The organism is Thioclava atlantica (genome assembly GCF_000737065.1).
GTDB classification, from domain to species: Bacteria; Pseudomonadota; Alphaproteobacteria; order Rhodobacterales; family Rhodobacteraceae; genus Thioclava; species Thioclava atlantica.
In genome coordinates this window covers 82,093-97,752 of sequence record NZ_AQRC01000012.1, presented here as the reverse complement: position 1 = coordinate 97,752, position 15,660 = coordinate 82,093, and the positions used below count along the sequence as shown (strand labels likewise).

At 62.8% G+C, this 15,660-nt stretch carries 12 protein-coding genes and 1 tRNA gene; 11 read left to right on the top strand and 2 right to left on the bottom strand.

The genetic code is table 11. The features are described 5' to 3' along the window. Positions 1 to 50: 50 nt before the first annotated feature. Complete coding sequence (locus tag DW2_RS14315; RefSeq protein ID WP_038147721.1) at positions 51 to 2,372, top strand: sensor histidine kinase; 2,322 nt, start codon at positions 51 to 53, stop codon at positions 2,370 to 2,372. Between the two features lie 392 nt (positions 2,373 to 2,764). Beyond that, entirely contained in the window at positions 2,765 to 3,970 is a 1,206-nt protein-coding gene (locus DW2_RS14305) for a tyrosine-type recombinase/integrase (RefSeq protein WP_238321337.1), read from the top strand. Between the two features lie 583 nt (positions 3,971 to 4,553). On the opposite strand, the gene DW2_RS14300 is transcribed toward DW2_RS14305, so the two are convergent. After that, a complete protein-coding gene (locus tag DW2_RS14300; RefSeq protein WP_038147717.1) occupies positions 4,554 to 5,573 on the bottom strand; it encodes a DUF4344 domain-containing metallopeptidase in 1,020 nt (339 codons plus the stop codon). 457 nt (positions 5,574 to 6,030) lie between these two features. Between DW2_RS14300 and DW2_RS14295 the strand changes: the two genes are divergently transcribed. The 5 genes from DW2_RS14295 (at position 6,031) to DW2_RS19840 (ending at position 11,125) form a co-directional block, all read left to right on the top strand. Continuing rightward, on the top strand, positions 6,031 to 7,449 hold the full coding sequence (locus DW2_RS14295; RefSeq protein WP_051856091.1) for a KAP family P-loop NTPase fold protein: 1,419 nt from the start codon (positions 6,031 to 6,033) through the stop codon (positions 7,447 to 7,449). Positions 7,450 to 7,973: 524 nt separating this feature from the next. Next, positions 7,974 to 8,162, top strand: coding sequence for a helix-turn-helix transcriptional regulator (locus DW2_RS14290; RefSeq protein WP_038147714.1), 189 nt, complete (start codon positions 7,974 to 7,976; stop codon positions 8,160 to 8,162). Positions 8,163 to 8,469: 307 nt separating this feature from the next. After that, positions 8,470 to 9,339, top strand: a complete 870-nt coding sequence (locus DW2_RS19475; RefSeq protein WP_081875000.1) for a DUF7146 domain-containing protein — start codon at positions 8,470 to 8,472, stop codon at positions 9,337 to 9,339. After that, positions 9,336 to 10,856 carry a DUF3987 domain-containing protein gene (locus tag DW2_RS14280; protein ID WP_081874999.1) on the top strand — a complete coding sequence of 507 codons (1,521 nt, stop codon included), beginning with the start codon at positions 9,336 to 9,338 and terminating at the stop codon, positions 10,854 to 10,856. The genes DW2_RS19475 and DW2_RS14280 overlap by 4 nt, the downstream gene beginning before the upstream one ends. Continuing rightward, complete coding sequence (locus tag DW2_RS19840; protein ID WP_156102983.1) at positions 10,853 to 11,125, top strand: hypothetical protein; 273 nt, start codon at positions 10,853 to 10,855, stop codon at positions 11,123 to 11,125. Before DW2_RS14280 ends, DW2_RS19840 begins: the two co-directional genes overlap by 4 nt. 210 nt (positions 11,126 to 11,335) lie before the next feature. Here DW2_RS19840 and DW2_RS14275 read toward each other — a convergent pair. Then, positions 11,336 to 11,425: transfer RNA gene (locus DW2_RS14275), tRNA-Ser, on the bottom strand. A 202-nt stretch (positions 11,426 to 11,627) separates the two neighbouring features. Between DW2_RS14275 and DW2_RS14270 the strand changes: the two genes are divergently transcribed. The 4 genes from DW2_RS14270 to DW2_RS14255 all read left to right on the top strand — a co-directional run bounded on the left by DW2_RS14270 (position 11,628) and on the right by DW2_RS14255 (position 15,642). Further along, a complete protein-coding gene (locus DW2_RS14270) occupies positions 11,628 to 12,602 on the top strand; it encodes an SPOR domain-containing protein (protein WP_051856086.1) in 975 nt (324 codons plus the stop codon). Between the two features lie 15 nt (positions 12,603 to 12,617). Then, entirely contained in the window at positions 12,618 to 13,793 is a 1,176-nt protein-coding gene (locus tag DW2_RS14265; protein WP_081874998.1) for a D-alanyl-D-alanine carboxypeptidase family protein, read from the top strand. Positions 13,794 to 13,799: 6 nt separating this feature from the next. Next, a complete protein-coding gene (gene tmk / locus DW2_RS14260; RefSeq protein WP_038147708.1) occupies positions 13,800 to 14,414 on the top strand; it encodes a dTMP kinase in 615 nt (204 codons plus the stop codon). A gap of 103 nt (positions 14,415 to 14,517) precedes the next feature. Beyond that, positions 14,518 to 15,642, top strand: a complete 1,125-nt coding sequence (locus tag DW2_RS14255) for a DNA polymerase III subunit delta' (RefSeq protein ID WP_038147706.1) — start codon at positions 14,518 to 14,520, stop codon at positions 15,640 to 15,642. Positions 15,643 to 15,660: the final 18 nt, after the last annotated feature.

The following is a 15,660-nucleotide window of genomic DNA, read 5'->3' as shown; positions in this document are numbered from 1 at the left end:
GAACCGGGCCGACGCAACTCATGGATAGTGCTTAGAACAAAGGGAAAGACTTGATACCCCTGCGCAGAACGATCACTCTGGTTACCTGTTCCCTGGCCCTGGCCGCCTCGGCCGGTGTCACCTACTTCTTCAACGAGAACGCGAAGGAAATCTCGCGCCGGGCCTTCTTGAAGGGCATGCAGAGCGAGACGCAGCTTTTGTCGCTCTACTACGGCGAGCAGTACCGACAGTTCGCCGCGGATGCGGAATTGGTGTCGAAGGCGGGCGAGGTGCGTTCGCTGCTCTCGGAGAACAACGATCCGGCCAGCCCGGCCGCTGCCCTGGCCGCCGCGCGCGACTCGAAGCAGCGCGTGACCACGCTGTTCAAGGCGCTGCTCGAAAGCCGCCCCGAATACAAGCAGGCTCGACTGATCGGCGTGCGCAACGGCGGCAAGGAAATCGTCCGGGTCGACAGGGACGCCAACGGCGTGACCGCAACGCCCGACGTCGCATTGCAGAACAAGTCGAACGAGTCCTATTACAAGCAGATCGTCAATCACGACTGGCACGAGACGCACGCGCACGGACCTTCGGGGGGCGAGCGGCATGTTCTGTTTTCGCCCGTCACCTTCAACCGCGAAGAGGGCCGGATTTCCTATCCCCTGACCTACACGCTGAGGGTGATGCATCCGGTGCTGTCGGCCACGAATGGGCTCGAAGGCTTCATCATCGTCAATATCGACTATGGCACGCTCCTGAGCAGTTCCTTCGGGGGGATCGACAAGGATTCCAACGTGATCGTCATGAATGACCAGGGCGATTACATGACCTATTTCACCGGCGGGGAAATCGCGCGTCTCGAGGTGGCCGGTCAATACACGCGCCCGCCCACCGGGATCGCGGAGAAGCTGCTGACCGCAGATCAGGAAAGCGGAGTTCTGGAGGCCGACGGCAACATCTCCTATTTCACGACCATGCCGATCAACCCCGAGCAGCCCGCTCGGAAGATCAAAATCGCCTTCGTTCAACCTGTCGCGACAACCGTCGCCAAGATCGGCGGGATCGGGATGGAGAGCGCGCTGGCCGCCGCCCTGGTGGTGGCGCTCGCAGTGGTGGCAGCCTTCATTCTCATCACCATCATCATGCGCCCGCTCAACATCCTCAGGGCCGAGGTCAAGCGGGCCACGAAGGGCGAGACCGCCCTCAACCTCCCCGTCCAGTGGAAGAACGAGTTGGGCCAGCTCGCCAAGGCCTTCCAGCTCCTCGTCGACAAGCATGTCCAGGCCGAATCCCGGCTCCGCCTGATCCTCGACAATGTCGGCGAGGGCATCCTGTCGATCGACACCAGCGGCAAGATCGTCACCTTCAATCCCGCATGCGAGGAGATCTTCGGATATGAGGCGGAAGAGGTGATCGGGCAGAATGTGAGCATGCTGATGCCGCTCCGCCACGCGCGCCATCACGACAACTACCTGACCCGCTACCAGAAGGAAGGGACGCGGCGGATCGACTGGTCGGGGCGCACCGAAACCGGGAAGCGGTCGGACGGCACGACCTTCCCGCTCGAGTTGACGGTGACGGAGACGATGCTCGGGAAGCGCCGGCTCTTCGTCGGCATCCTGCGCGACATTTCCGAGCGCCAGCTGGCGGAGAAGGCGAATGCGGATTTCCTCGCCACCGTCAGCCACGCGCTTCGCATGCCGCTGACCGCGATCCGCGATTCTCTCGCCCAGCAGCGCAGCGGCGCGCAGGCCTCCGCCCCGGAGACTGACACGAAGATCTCGCGGCTCACCGTCGACACGGGCGAAAGCCTGCAGGAGCTGATCGACACCCTTCTCGATCTCGAAAGGATCAAGGCCAAGAGCCTGAAGCTGAACAAGGAGCGTTTCGATCTGCTCGATCTCGTCAAGGAGGTCGTGGCGGACTGGCGCGGCGACCCGGAGAAACCCGGGCTGGCCTTCGTCACCGCACCGGACAGCACGCCGGCGATCGTCAACGCCGACCGCAAGCAGGTGAGACGGGTCCTGATCAACCTTCTCGCCAATGCGGAGCGGCTCTCCGAGACGGGCGGAACCGTCGACGTGACCGTTCTCAGGGACACGCAGAACCGGATCGCGCGCCTGAGCATCGTCGCGCAGGGGCAACCCTATCCGCGCGAAGTCGCGATCGACGAGACTTCCGAGACGCCCCCCTCCGCCACGGAACAGGCCGAAGGGTCCGAGCTGGGCCTGATCGTCGCGCGCGAACTGGTCGCCCTGCATGACGGCGCGATGCACTTGGAACCCACGCAAGGGCGCGGCGTGAATTACGCCGTCGAATTGCCGCTTGGCGACCGCGGGTTGAACGGGCTTCTCAGGGATCGGCGCGAACCGAGCGCTGCCGACCTGACGTAACATTCGTTCGTACGAGATTGGTCTCCACCGCGACCGGGTGGAGGCCGCCCCCCACCGATGCGGCACCAATCCGGCCCGGAAGGCGCCGCGCCGTGCGCCGCCAATAAGCTTGCGCGCCGGAACCGTGCGGGGACGTGGACAGGGGACTCCAACGGGGCAATTCCTGCCTCGCCCCGGCGGCCGTTCCTTGTCTGCCTTCAGCATGTTGGGAAACTGGCGGAGGAGGTGACACCCATAATGGCTTCCCGGTAAATCCGAATACATCCACATTACCTTTGTAAATAAGAGGATTTCTGAAAATCTTGTTCCGAAGACCTCTTGCAAAAACCCGCCCTATCCGGCACCCAAAAAGGGATCAATTGGGGGAACGCCAGAGTTCGACGGAGAGTTTTTTGAACGGAAAATTGACAGCGACATTCGTGAAGAACATCAAACAGCCTGGCAGCTATTCCGACAAGCTAGGCCACGGCTTGCGACTGCGGGTCAAGCCCGACGGGCGGAAGAACTGGATTCAACGGATCACGATCAACGGAAAGCTACGCGAAGCGGGACTCGGATCGCCCCCGGTCGTGACGCTTGCGATGGCCCGCGAACAGGCGATCGCGAACAAGCGCATGGCCTATGTGGGCAAAGACCCGATCGAGGAACGGCGGCAGCGCATCGAGGCTCTGACCTTCGGCCAGGCGGTGGAGCGCTACATCGCGCACAAGCTGGCCGAGTTCCGCAGCGAGAAGCACCGCAAGCAATGGCGCTCGACGCTCGACCGATACGCGGTGCCAGTGATCGGAGAGAAGTCGGTCGAGGATCTTGGCTTGCAAGATATGCTTGATGTGCTGACTCCGATCTGGTCCACGAAGACAGAAACGGCCAGCCGCTTGCGCCAGCGGATGGAGGCGGTGTTATCCTGGGCAGCCGTTTCGGGCTATCGGATCGAGGCAAACCCGGCGCGCTGGAAAGGCAACCTTTCGGAAGTGTTGCCGAAACCCAGCAAGGTTGCGAAGAAAAAGCACCATCCGGCCGTCGCTCTGGCCGATGCCCCCGCCTTTTGGGCGCGACTGCGCAAGATGGATGGGATGAGCGCCCGCGCGTTAGAATTCCTTTGCCTGACGGCGGCACGTTCCGGCGAGGTGCGTGGGATGACCTGGGCGGAACTGGACCTCGACAAACGGCTTTGGATCATCCCGGCGGAGCGAATGAAGGCGGCGCGCGAGCATCGCGTGACGCTGAGCGATGCGGCCATCGACGTACTGCGGGCGCTGCCACGTCTGGAAGGCAGCGATGTTGCCTTCTTCGCGCCGCGAGGCGGAGCTCTGTCAGACATGTCGATCTCGGCCGTCATGCGCCGGATGGATGAGTCCGCGCAGAAATCCAATGCGAAACGCTTTCTCGACCCCCAATCGGGCGATACAGCGGTCCCACATGGGCTACGCTCTACCTTCCGCGATTGGGCGGCTGAGAATGGGCATGATCACGTTTTGGCCGAACTGGCACTCGCGCATCATGTGGGCAGCACCGTTGAGCGCGCCTATCGCCGGTCGGACATGGTGGAGCGGCGGCGTGAGCTGATGGCACAGTGGGCGGAGTTTTTGGGGGCGTAGATAGGCGCTGCCCGCTTGGCGGCACCTAGAAATGCAATCTGCCTTCGCTACATTGGCGCATGCGCGAGTGCGCCATTCGGCCCTGAACGGACATTCGCGGTCCTCGTTGGCGGCGCAGCGCTGCTTCGCCGAAGCGGTCGTTCGGAACCCGGCGCAGCATCCTTCTGGCTCCGATGTCAGCTCTGCGGACGAAGCCGACGGTCGCTCCCTCGCCGTCTGGTTGTTGTTCGAGGTGCATTATCGGCGCGACCGTTCAGCCGGGAAGCCCGTCGATCCTTTCGATGGCGGCCAGGTCGTTGTCCCAGGTCGCGCGACTTGAAAAGCAGATATGCGCGTTGGGTCGTATGTCGACGGTCAAAAGGGGCTCGACGAGGCCATGCAGCGTTGCGACACATTCTGGTATTTGGGACACCAGCGCAGGAACAGTGAGTTTCAACAACCGAAACCTTGGATCTGGAGCCAATCCAATAAGGGTTGCGCCAATGGCCGCCTCGACCTTGCGGCGGCCATTCTGCTTTCCAGAACAACTGCAGCTCTACCTGTATGTCAGGCGAAGTCGAGAACCGTGGGTTCGGCGCGTTCTTCAGCGCTGCGCCAGAATCTCTCGCGCCAGGAGAGGGTCATCTGAGGTGGTTGGCCATTGTGCGATGCCCTGAAGAACCGAGGTTTTCATGTGAGGGTAGAGGGCTCGGTTCCAGCGCTGCATGAAGCCGGTTCGATTTTTCAAGATAGCCTGAAGATTTCGCACGCGCTGGATGGAGAGCGGATGAGGATCTCCGTTTTTCACCATGTTCGCAACTTCTTGCTGTGTGTTACCGTTTGAGAAGAAGTCGATATCGGCCTTAATGTAGCTATCGTCGAGATAGCGCATCATCATGTAGGCGGAGAATTCGTCCACGGTTTGCTCATTTCCCCAGTTGGGAAGCCCCCAAAGATTTAGAAGGCTGTGGCCCATCTCATGGAACATGATCCCAACGATCGCCTTGGTGTTGCCTTGATCTTCGAGCATCTGTGCAAGCTCAGAGCAGACGACGATACTGCCATCGACCGTTTTCGAATAAGCATTCGCTGTCCCGCAGGGTTTCATGGAGAAGTTGATCTGGGGCGCGCTGAAAACTTCTTGCTCGGCGCGCGAGATGAGGGTCAGTAGACCGGTGTAGCCTTGGCGAATGCGGTCTGGCGTGCGAATGTCTGCACGCACCTCGAAGGCGTAGTGCTTCGCATCGAGCATGCTGAAGCGGTTATCGGCGACTAGGTAATAGTCACCGGGACGGTCCACGTTATAGGTGAAGTAGAAATGCCCTCTCGTGCGCTCCATGCCGCGGCAACTCGGGGCTGCGCGACCTGCATAGAGGGCCTGATAGCCGCTTGCGTCGCACACCCAGAATGACCCGTCATTGAAGGTCTTGTTCAGGACAGCAACTGAGACGGAAAGCGTTCCTGAGGTCGGGATGTGAGCTTTGTAGGAGACGAACTGTCGGGCTGGCACTTCGATGTCCGGGCTCGAAATGACCGTATATTCATAACGGTCTGAGATATGCACGCCTGCAAGGGCGCTCCCGGCGGTAAGAGCAACGAGAAAGACCGAGAATAGCCAGCGCATAATAGCCTCCAGAATTGGGTGTTGAGGGACAACAATAGACGTGAGCATGGTTGCGCGATCTTTTGCCGAGGAACCAGAAAAAACGGAAATATCAGCCCACATTTGTTGGGATTCTGTACCCTAGCGCTTCGTGCGACTTGTCGAACCGATGCGCAAGTCGGGTGCATTCGAGGAAAACTCAGAAAAACAAAGCGCTGCCAGGTTTTCCCCGCTGCGCCTCAGTTTTCATGTCCCATTTATCAGAACGCGTCGGCGGCGTCGCGGCAAGCCTTTCTTGCGACTAGCCCGGCCGTGTCGACGCGCTCGGCCCAGAGCGGAACTTCAAAACTGGTGGAACGCATGGCCGCTCCCAACCCCAAATTGCCTTTCAATGTCGACTTTCATTGAAGGACCAGTGGGCCTTAAGCCAACTGGGCGCTTTCTTCTCTTTCACTAATCAGCAGTTCATGATTTTCTAATGGTTGCTTTCATATTTGACCGATTGTTGAGGGTATTTGCTTTGAAGGATGCAGCATCTGCGGAAGGCGCTTGGGAAAACGACCGACTGGGTTACGAAGAGATTGGCAATGCCTTCACAAACCTCGTTCAGTCAATTGAAACGGAAAAGGTCATTTCCATCGAAGCCGGGTTCGGTCGTGGCAAGACCTTCTTCCGCAAAGGTTGGGCAAAGCAACTCAAGACAGCGGGCGAAGTTGTCGTTGAAGTCGACGTGCAGCAGTCTGATCACTCCGGCGACCCTGTCATTACGCTGCTTGGCGCGCTCGTGGACGCGCTGCCGAAAGACGAGAAAAGCAAGGGCAGGAAAGCGCTTGAATCCGCCAAGAAAGTTGGAGCTGTCGGCGCTAGGGCCCTCACCCGCGTCATGCTTAAGTCTGGCGCAGACGAAATCCTTGAAGCGATAACCGACAGCGCCATCGACCAGCTAGAAGATTTCGACGCGCTTGATGGTGTAATCAAGGATGTTGGTAGCGAGATGTCGAAAGTAGCGGGGCAGCTCATCGCTTCGCAGATGGCAGCTGAAAGAGTTCGAAAAACTGAACTTCCCGAACAGCTTGAAGCTCTACGGGCAGCGCTCGTCGAAGGCGCTGAGAACGAACGCGTTGTGGTGATCATCGATGAGCTTGATCGCTGCCACCCTGAATATGCGATTTCGTTCTTGGAAGCGACAAAACTCATCTTCGGCCAGTCCGGCTTCGTCTTCTGCTTAATGGTGAATGCAGACTACTTAGAGAGCCTTGCGAGGCACCGGTTCGGGGTTGCAAAGGGAGACGAAAAATATCTCGACAAGTTCGTCGATATTCGACTGAAACTTGATCCACAGCCCGAAGCGTTCAAGACGGCCGTTTACGAATTGGCATGCGATTTGCCATTGAAGATTCCGTTCGGCGAGAATGAAGCGTTTTCAGTGGAACGCGCAGCTGAAATGGCAAGTATACTCGCGGTCGAGTGTCAGCTTTCGATGCGCAAAACCAAGAGAATACTCCTGAAGGTCGAAGTTGCTTTGCGCTGCTATGCGGATCGCCCCTTAGATGCGCCTTTACTCGTGTTCATGGCGTTCAAAGATGAGTGCCCCGAAATCGTCAAAGATAGCTTCCTGCCGCGTAGTTTTCTGACACCCGAAGAAGGTAGAAGGCATTCGGAGCGAAGAGAGAATGATATTGCTCGCTTTCAAGATGAGGCGAAACGAGACTACGAAAAAGATAAGTTGATCAAAGACAAGGCTCCTGAGCTATTAGGCTTACCCAAAGATCGATACTTTAATCCCGACGGCCACAATTACAAACCTTGGGCTTGGGCCTTTATCGCTTTGGCCCCCAACTATATTCCCTCCCACCGAAAAATCCTTGATGGAGTAGCTTCTGTGCTTGTCTCTTAGGACTGTATTGGTTCGCGCGCGGTCTGGGTTGTCAGTGCTGGTTGCGGTCGCTGCTGCATCGCGCAGCGAAAGCCCGCTTTTCGCCCTCAGCACCGACCCCAAACCGCGCTCCGCATGGGCTTGATCGGTCGATCAGGACCGTCACGGGCTGTTTGCCGCGCGAAGTGATACGCTCCTGCAAGGGCGAGTGTCCACGTTAATGCGGCCGCCCAATCCGCGCGCCTCCTCGTATTTCTGCAAAACTTTTTTCAAATCGCTTACCCTATAGCGTAAGCCCCACTATTTCAAATCTAATGCATTGAAATAAAATAGATAAAAGCTCCATCGAACCCAGCAAGACAAGACGGAATCACCTGTGATTTACAGGCCTTGCGAGGCGCTTATCGGCGGCAGGTGGCTCGCGTCGGACAAGCCTTTCGGGGTTGCCCGACGGGATCTTCGGGGATGACCCAACCCACTCGCATTACTGCCAGAAACACCCCGCGCGCAAACGCATTGGCGCGGGACTAGGAGAGATATGTCTAATGAACGGACGGATTTTTCGACGCCCTGATGTGGAACGACTGGTCGGGCTATCGCGCTCGACGCTCTACGCGATGATCGCCGAGGGGCGCTTTCCCAAGCCGGTGCGGATCGGCAAGCGCGCGGTGGGCTGGCGCGAGGCGGATCTGCGCGACTGGCTGGAGAGCTGTGACGAGGAGGTGATGCAATGAATGCTGGATTGATCGCAGCAAGAGCCTCCCGCCAAGCACGTGCCGGTGCCGCGAACCGCGAAACTGATGACGCCTATACAAAGGTTATCGTCCGACACGGCCGTTACCGCGCCGCAATATGCCGCGACGGAATTCAGTGGCTCTTCCAGAGGCGTCGGGCCGACTTTAAGGCCGGGGGCACCGCTTGGGACACGCTAGGCTACTTTGTGACCCGAGACGCGCTCGTCCGCGCCTCCCAGCGGGAAACCGGCCTCTCCTGGCCGAAACTCCACGCCCTCCCCGCGAACTTCCCGTGTGAGGTGACGCGATGAGCCCGGCCGCTGATTTGACCCGTCGCCTGGGCGGTGCCTGGCATGGCGGCTATGGCACGGCCCGTTGCCCCGCGCATGAAGATCGCAGCCCAAGCCTGAGCCTTGCCGACGGCTCGGCAGGTCGCGTGCTGCTCAAATGTCATCGCGGCTGTTCTTATGCCGAGATCCGCTCCGCCCTGCGCAGCCTGGGCGCGCAGGTGAACAGCCAGCCGAGCAACATTTCCGATCGAGAGTTGCGCGTAGCGGACAGAGAGAATGCAATGCGCCGTGCCCGCCAGGCCGAACGCGCTTGGTCTGAGGCACAGCCGCTCAGGGGAAGCCTAGCGGAAGCCTATTTTAGGCGGCGCGGGATCACTTGTGAGCTACCGCCTAGCCTAGCCTATGCGGAAAACTGTTGGCACGCGAGTGCCACGCGCTGGCCCGCGCTTCTGGCTAGGGTCGCCGGCGGACCGGGGCCTGCGATCCATCGCACCTACCTTGCGCATGACGGTTCCGGCAAAGCGCCAATCACCCCGGCCAAGGCAATGCTTGGTCCAACCAAGGGCGGCGCCGTTCGGCTTTCCCACGGCCGGGACAGGCTTGTGGTAACGGAAGGGATCGAAACCGGTCTATCACTGCTCTCGGGCCTTTTGCCGGGCGCCCCGAGCGTCTGGGCTGCGCTGAGCGCAGGCGGCATGGCAGCACTGAATCTTCCGTCCCGACCTGGGCAACTGACGATCGCGAGCGATGGCGATCCGGCCGGGCACGCGGCTGCCGAGCAACTGGCCGCACGGGCATACGGGCTCGGCTGGCGCGTCTCCCTCTTGCCCGCCTCCGAAGGAAACGATTGGAATGATGTGCTCTGCGGGAAGGAGGCACGCGCATGACTGCCTATGCTATGCCTAGCAATATCACTAGCCGGGAAATCCCCTATCATCCCGATTGGCCCGCCCCCGCACCACGCTTCCTACGCGTCGAAACCCCGTCTGCACCCAGGTTACCGCTAGGCGAGGTCTTTGCCCCCGCCTGGGCGGATTGGATCGCATGCGCCGCCGAGGCCAAATCAGCGCCACCCGATTACGTCCTAGCCGGATTGCTGGCCGTGATCGGGTCCGCGCTTGGCAATACGCGCTGGGTTGCGCCCTGGGAGGGCTGGGCCGAACCGCCGATCCTCTGGACAATGGCGATTGGTGCGCCGTCTTCAAACAAATCGCCCGGCCTCGACGCCGTGCTTGGCCCGCTCAAGACGGTCGAGCGCGAAAGCTGGCGCGCGATCGAAGGCGACATTACCGCCTGGCGCGAAGCGTCCGAGCTGGCACGGCTGGCCGAGAGCGGGTGGAAAGAACAGGCCAAGGCAGCGCTGAAAGAAGGCTCCGAACCGCCCCCGCGCCCGGAAAGCGCCGATCCCGGCCCGGAGCCATTTGCGCCGCGCCTTGCCATCGCGGACAGCACGGTCGAACGCCTCGCGGTGATCCTGGAACGTCAACCGCGCGGAACACTGATGGCGCGCGATGAATTGGCGGGCTGGCTGCAAGGCATGACACGCTACGCGGGCGGCGGTTCGGACCGGCCGTTCTGGCTCGAAGCCTATGGCGGGCGCGCCTATACCGTCGAGCGGATGGGCCGCGCCCCGGTCCATATCGACCGGCTCTCGATCGGGGTCACAGGCGGCATCCAACCCGATCGGCTCAAATCGTTACTGCTGCGCAGTGACGATGACGGGTTGCTCGCGCGCTTCCTGCCGTTCTGGCCCGAGCCCGTGGCGCTGCGCCGTCCGCGCGGCTTTCCGGGGCAAGCCCTGTTGCCCGAGGCGCTGGCCCGGCTGCATGGTCTGAACCTGACCGTGGATGATCGCGATATTGCACGACCTTGGATCATCCCTTTCTCAGATTCGGCACGCGACCTTCTCGACAGCTTCCGCCTAGCCACCCGCGAGTGGGAGACAGGCGCGGAAGGTTTACTCCTGTCCTTCATCGGGAAAGCGCCGGGCTTCGCGGTGCGGCTGTCGCTGGTGCTGACCTATCTCGACTGGACGGCGGCACCGGGCGAAGCCCCAAGCGAGGTGAGCGCGAACGCGTTCGGACGCGCCGCCCATCTGGTCGAATCCTATCTGCTACCAATGGCCCGGCGCGCCTATGCTGATGCGGCCCTCAGCCCGGCCGAGCGTGGGGCGCGGCGATTGCTGGCAGCAATCCGCGCGCAAGGCTGGTCACGCTTCACCAGTCGCGAGGCGCTACGCCTCGACCTGACAGGGCTTAGCACGATCGGCAAACTCAATCCGGCACTTGCATTGCTGGAAGACGGTGAAATCCTGCGGCCTCTGGACGCCACACCCGGCCCGCAAGGCGGCCGCCCCAGCCGAGCCTTTGCGGTGAACCCGGCAATCCATGAGGCCCAGCCGTGACCCGTTGGCTGGCCGCCGCACGAGCGCCCCAAACCCGCCTGACAAAACCGACAGAACTGACAAATCCCCAGTCGAGCGAGGTTCTGTCGGTTTTGTCGGTTTTGTCGGGACACCCGGAAGTCATGCTGGACCTTTGGGAAGAACGCGCGGCGGTCCGCGAATACGAGGGCGAGGAGCCACGAGTGCAAGCCGAACACAATGCCGCGCGCGCAATGGGACTGACGCTCGAGGAAATTTACGCTTTACGCTCCGCCACCAGACCCGACTAGCCGCCCCGCCACCCCCGCGAATCTCGCGTCGTAGGCCGCCTTCCGAAAGGAGGCGGCCTTCGTCTTGGAAACTGCGGGAACCCTAAGAGCGCGCCAAAACAGGCGAATAAAGGCCGAAACCTTCCGGCCCCACAGAGGGAACAGAAGAGGGGTCAAGATTAATAATCTTAGTATTTTATCAAGTAAAAACAAGTAGTTAACGGTATATATTGGCGGAGGAGGTGGGATTCGAACCCACGGTAGGCTTTCACCTACGTCGGTTTTCAAGACCGGTGCATTAAACCACTCTGCCACTCCTCCGACCGGCACGGAACTAGACCGCTTCACGCGATTCTGAAAGCCTTTCGCGCCGATTTCCGCCCGCGCCTCAAGGGGCTGCTTTTCACGGCGGGGGCAAATCGCTAGGATCGCGCCTGCGCGGGCCGTCGAACGGACAGGGAAACGGCGCGCCGCCATGGCGAGGCAACCAAGAGGCGGGAAAACCGCGCGAGAGGGGCAAGAGATGACACGGCAGGACAGGACCACGCGCAACCGGGCGATGAAGATCGCCCTCGTCTTGGGAACCGGCCTCGCGCTGGCGGGCTGCCAGGAGACCACCGGCAATCCCTTCGGCTTTCTCAAACCGAAGACCGAAACGGGCGATACGGCGGCGGCACGTTCCGAGAGCGGCACCAAGCTGGTCGAACGCGATGTCGAGGCGCCGCAGGTCTTCTCGGTCGACGAGAAGGGGCTCTGGGACGGACGGCCCTCGCTCGGGGGCGTCTGGGTCGCCTATCCCGGCGTGAAGGATCCCGAGCGGGTGATCGTGCGCAACAAGTCGAACGGGAAATTCGTGATCGGCGCGCTGTTCAAGCGCGAGCTGGACGCGCCCGGACCGAAATTGCAGGTGAGCTCCGATGCGGCCGACGCGCTCGGCATGCTCGCGGGGGCACCGACGGAGCTTTCGGTCATCGCGCTTCGCCGCGAGACCGCGCCCGCCGAGACGGCGCAGGCCGAACCGCTGGTGAGCAAGCCGGTGATCGCGCAGCCCGAGACGGTCGAGCAGAGCTCGCTCGACGCGCCCGGCGATACGGGCGGCGGCGCGGCGAAACCGGCCTCCGCGGCGGGTGACATGTCCGGCATGCCGACCAAGCCGCAACCCAAGCCGGCGAAACCGGCGATCGGCGCTCCGCCCGCGCCGGGCCCCGCCCCCGCACCGCCGGTCGCCGCGACGACCCAGACCGCCGCCGCGCCGAAAGCGCCCGCGGGCAGGATGTATGTCCAGATCGGGATCTTCTCGAGCGAGGCCAATGCCAAACGCGCCCAGAGCCAGATGGCGAAGGCGGGCATCATCGCCTCGATCCGAAAGGAAACGAGCCACAGCAAGACCTTCTGGCGCGTCGTCGCGGGCCCTGCCCCGAGCAAGACCGACCTCAAGGCGCTGGAGACGACCATTCACGGGCTGGGCTATCCGGATGCCTTCCCCGTCTCGAACTAGGAACGACGCAACGACATGACCTTCCTGCGACTGATTACCGCCGCCCTGCTCGCCTCGCTCATCGCGCTTCCCGCCTGGGCGTTCGACACCAAGGCCCGCGCCGCCTGGGTCTATGACCTGACCACCAAGACGGTGCTGCTGTCGAAGAATGCCGATATTCCGATCCCGCCGGCCTCGATGTCGAAGCTGATGACCCTCGATCTGCTCTTCGAGGCGCTCGAGGACGGACGCGTGACGATGGACACCACCTTCCCCGTCTCGCCCCATGCGCAGTCGATGGGCGGCTCGACGATGTTTCTCAACACGACCGACCGGCCGAGCGTGCGCGATCTCGTGCAGGGCATCATCATCAATTCGGGCAACGATGCCTGCGTGGTGGTCGCCGAGGGCCTCGCGGGCTCCGAACCCGCCTTCGCCAAGCTGATGACCGAGCGCGCCCAGGAACTGGGGATGAAGAACTCGATGTTCGCCAATGCGAGCGGCTGGCCCGATCCCGGCCAGCGGATGTCGGTGCATGATCTCGGGCTCGTCGCGAGCCGCATCATCTCCCATTTCCCGCAATATTATCACTTCTTCTCCGAGACCCATTTCAACTACAAGGACCGCGCTCCGGCGAATGCCGAGAACCGCAACCCCCTGCTCGACATCAAGGCCGCCGACTGGAAGGCCGACGGCATGAAGACCGGTCACACCCAGGAAGCGGGCTACGGGCTGGTGGGCTCGGCGCTGATGGGCGAACGCCGGATCGTCTTCGTCCTCGCGGGCCTTCCCTCCGAACAATCCCGTGCGCAGGAAGGCGAAGCGGTGGCGAACTGGGCCTTCCGGCAATTCGTCATGAAGGACGTGGCCAGGGCGGGCACCCGGCTTGCGGAGGCCCCCGTCTGGCTTGGCGGGACATCCACCGTGGGCCTCGCCCCCGAGAAGGATCTGTCGCTGCTTCTGCCGGCCGGTTCGAAGGACAAGGTCACCGCCGAGGCCGTCTTCGACGGCCCGGTCGCCGCCCCGATCGCGAAGGGTCAGAAGATCGGCAAGCTGGTGATCACCGTTCCCGGCCTCGACGATCCGCGCGAGGTCGCCCTGGTCGCCACCGATGACGTCAAGCGCGGCGGTTTCGCGGTCCGCGTCAAGGCGGCGCTCGCCCGGCTCACCGGCATGGCGATCGACGCGGCCAAGAAACAGGCGAGCAGCTGAGCCCGGATGTTCATCAGTTTCGAGGGTATTGACGGATCGGGCAAATCCACCCAGGCGCGGATGCTGGCCGATGCCCTGCGCGAGGCGGGGCATGACGTCGTTCTGACGCGCGAACCGGGCGGCTCGCCCGGTGCCGAGGAGATCCGCCGTCTCGTCCTCGAGGGCGATCCCGACCGCTGGTCGGCGGAGACCGAGATCCTGCTCTTCACCGCCGCCCGCCGCGACCATCTGGAACGCGTGATCGAACCCGCGCTCGCCTCCGGCAAGGTCGTGATCTGCGACCGCTTCGCCGACAGCACCCGGATGTATCAGGGGCTCTCGCGCGGGGATCTGCGCGCGGTGGTCGATCAGCTCCACAGCCTGATGATCAAGCGCGAACCCGACCTGACGATCCTGATCGACATCGACCCGGCCACCGGGCTCTCCCGCGCCAAGGGCCGGCAGGGCACCGAGGAGCGTTTCGAGGATTTCGGCCTCGGCCTGCAGGAGAAGATGCGCGCGGGCTTTCTTGCGCTTTCGAAGGAATTCGCGCCCCGCTTCCGCGTGATCGACGGCGCGCGCGATCCGCAGCGGGTGGCGCAAGACGTGCTGGAAACCGTTCAGGCGGAATTGCCCGGCTGAGCTCCGGCCCGGAGGTGGCCGCCCGCGCCAACCTCGGGAACCTGGCCCATCCCACGCAAAACCCCGCTGGAAACCGCCCGCGCGCGCTACTAGAGTGCCCGCCATGAGCCTAGCCGACCTTCCCGATCCGACCCTCGCCCCCGGCGCGCGCCACCCGCGCGACACCGTGCGGCTGGTCGGTCAGAGCCGGGCCGAGCAGGATTTCCTCGACGCCTTCAACATGTCGCGGCTGCATCACGGCTGGCTGCTGACCGGCCCGCGCGGCGTGGGCAAGGCGACGCTGGCCTGGCGGATCACCCGCTTCCTGTTGACCCGGCCGGAAGAGGAGGGCCCCGGCCTCTTCGGCGACGTGCAACCGCCAACCAGCCTCGAGCCCGATCCGAACCACCCCGCCCTTTCGCGCATCCATGCCGGATCCGAGCCGGGGATCTTCGTCTTGAAGCGCGGCGCGAACGCGACCGAGTCGGCGCTCAGTCAGGACATCCGCGTCGACGAGGTGCGCAAGCTGCGCTCCTTCCTGCATCTCTCCGCCGCCGAAGGGGGCCGCCGGGTGGTGATCGTCGATGCCGCGGACGAGATGAACACGCAGGCCGCCAACGCGCTCCTGAAACTGCTCGAGGAGCCGCCCGCCCGGGTGACCTTCCTGCTGATCGCGCATCAGCCGGCGCGGCTTCTGCCGACGATCCGTTCGCGCTGCCGCGAATTGCGGCTGGGCACGCTCGCGCCCGAAGAGATGGAGGCCGCGCTTGCCGCCGCCGAGGAGGCGGGCGAGCCGCCCGAACTGGACCATCACGCGCTCGCCGCGCTTTCGGGCGGATCGGTGGGCGCGGCGATCCGGCTCGTCAATCTCGACGGGATGACGACCTATGCCAAGCTCGTGGGCCTCATGGCCACCCTGCCCCGGCTCGACCGGCTCGGCGCGCTGGCGCTGGCCGAAAGCTGCGTGGGCAAGGGCAACGAGGACCGCTACCAGCTCGTGCTGAACCTGATCGACCTCTTTCTGTCGCGCGCCGCGCGCGCGGGCGTCGCGGGCCCGCCCAGCCCCGAGGCCGCTCCGGGCGAGGCCGAGCTTCTCGCGCGGATCTCGCCGGACGAACAGGCGGCGATGAAATGGGCCAGCCTGCACCAGACCCTGGGCGCGCGGGCGCGCCACGGCCGGGCGGTCAACCTTGACCCTGCCGCGCTCGTGATGGATATCGTCTTGGAGATCACAGCCGCCGCCTCGTGAGCGGCGCGAAAGGAGACC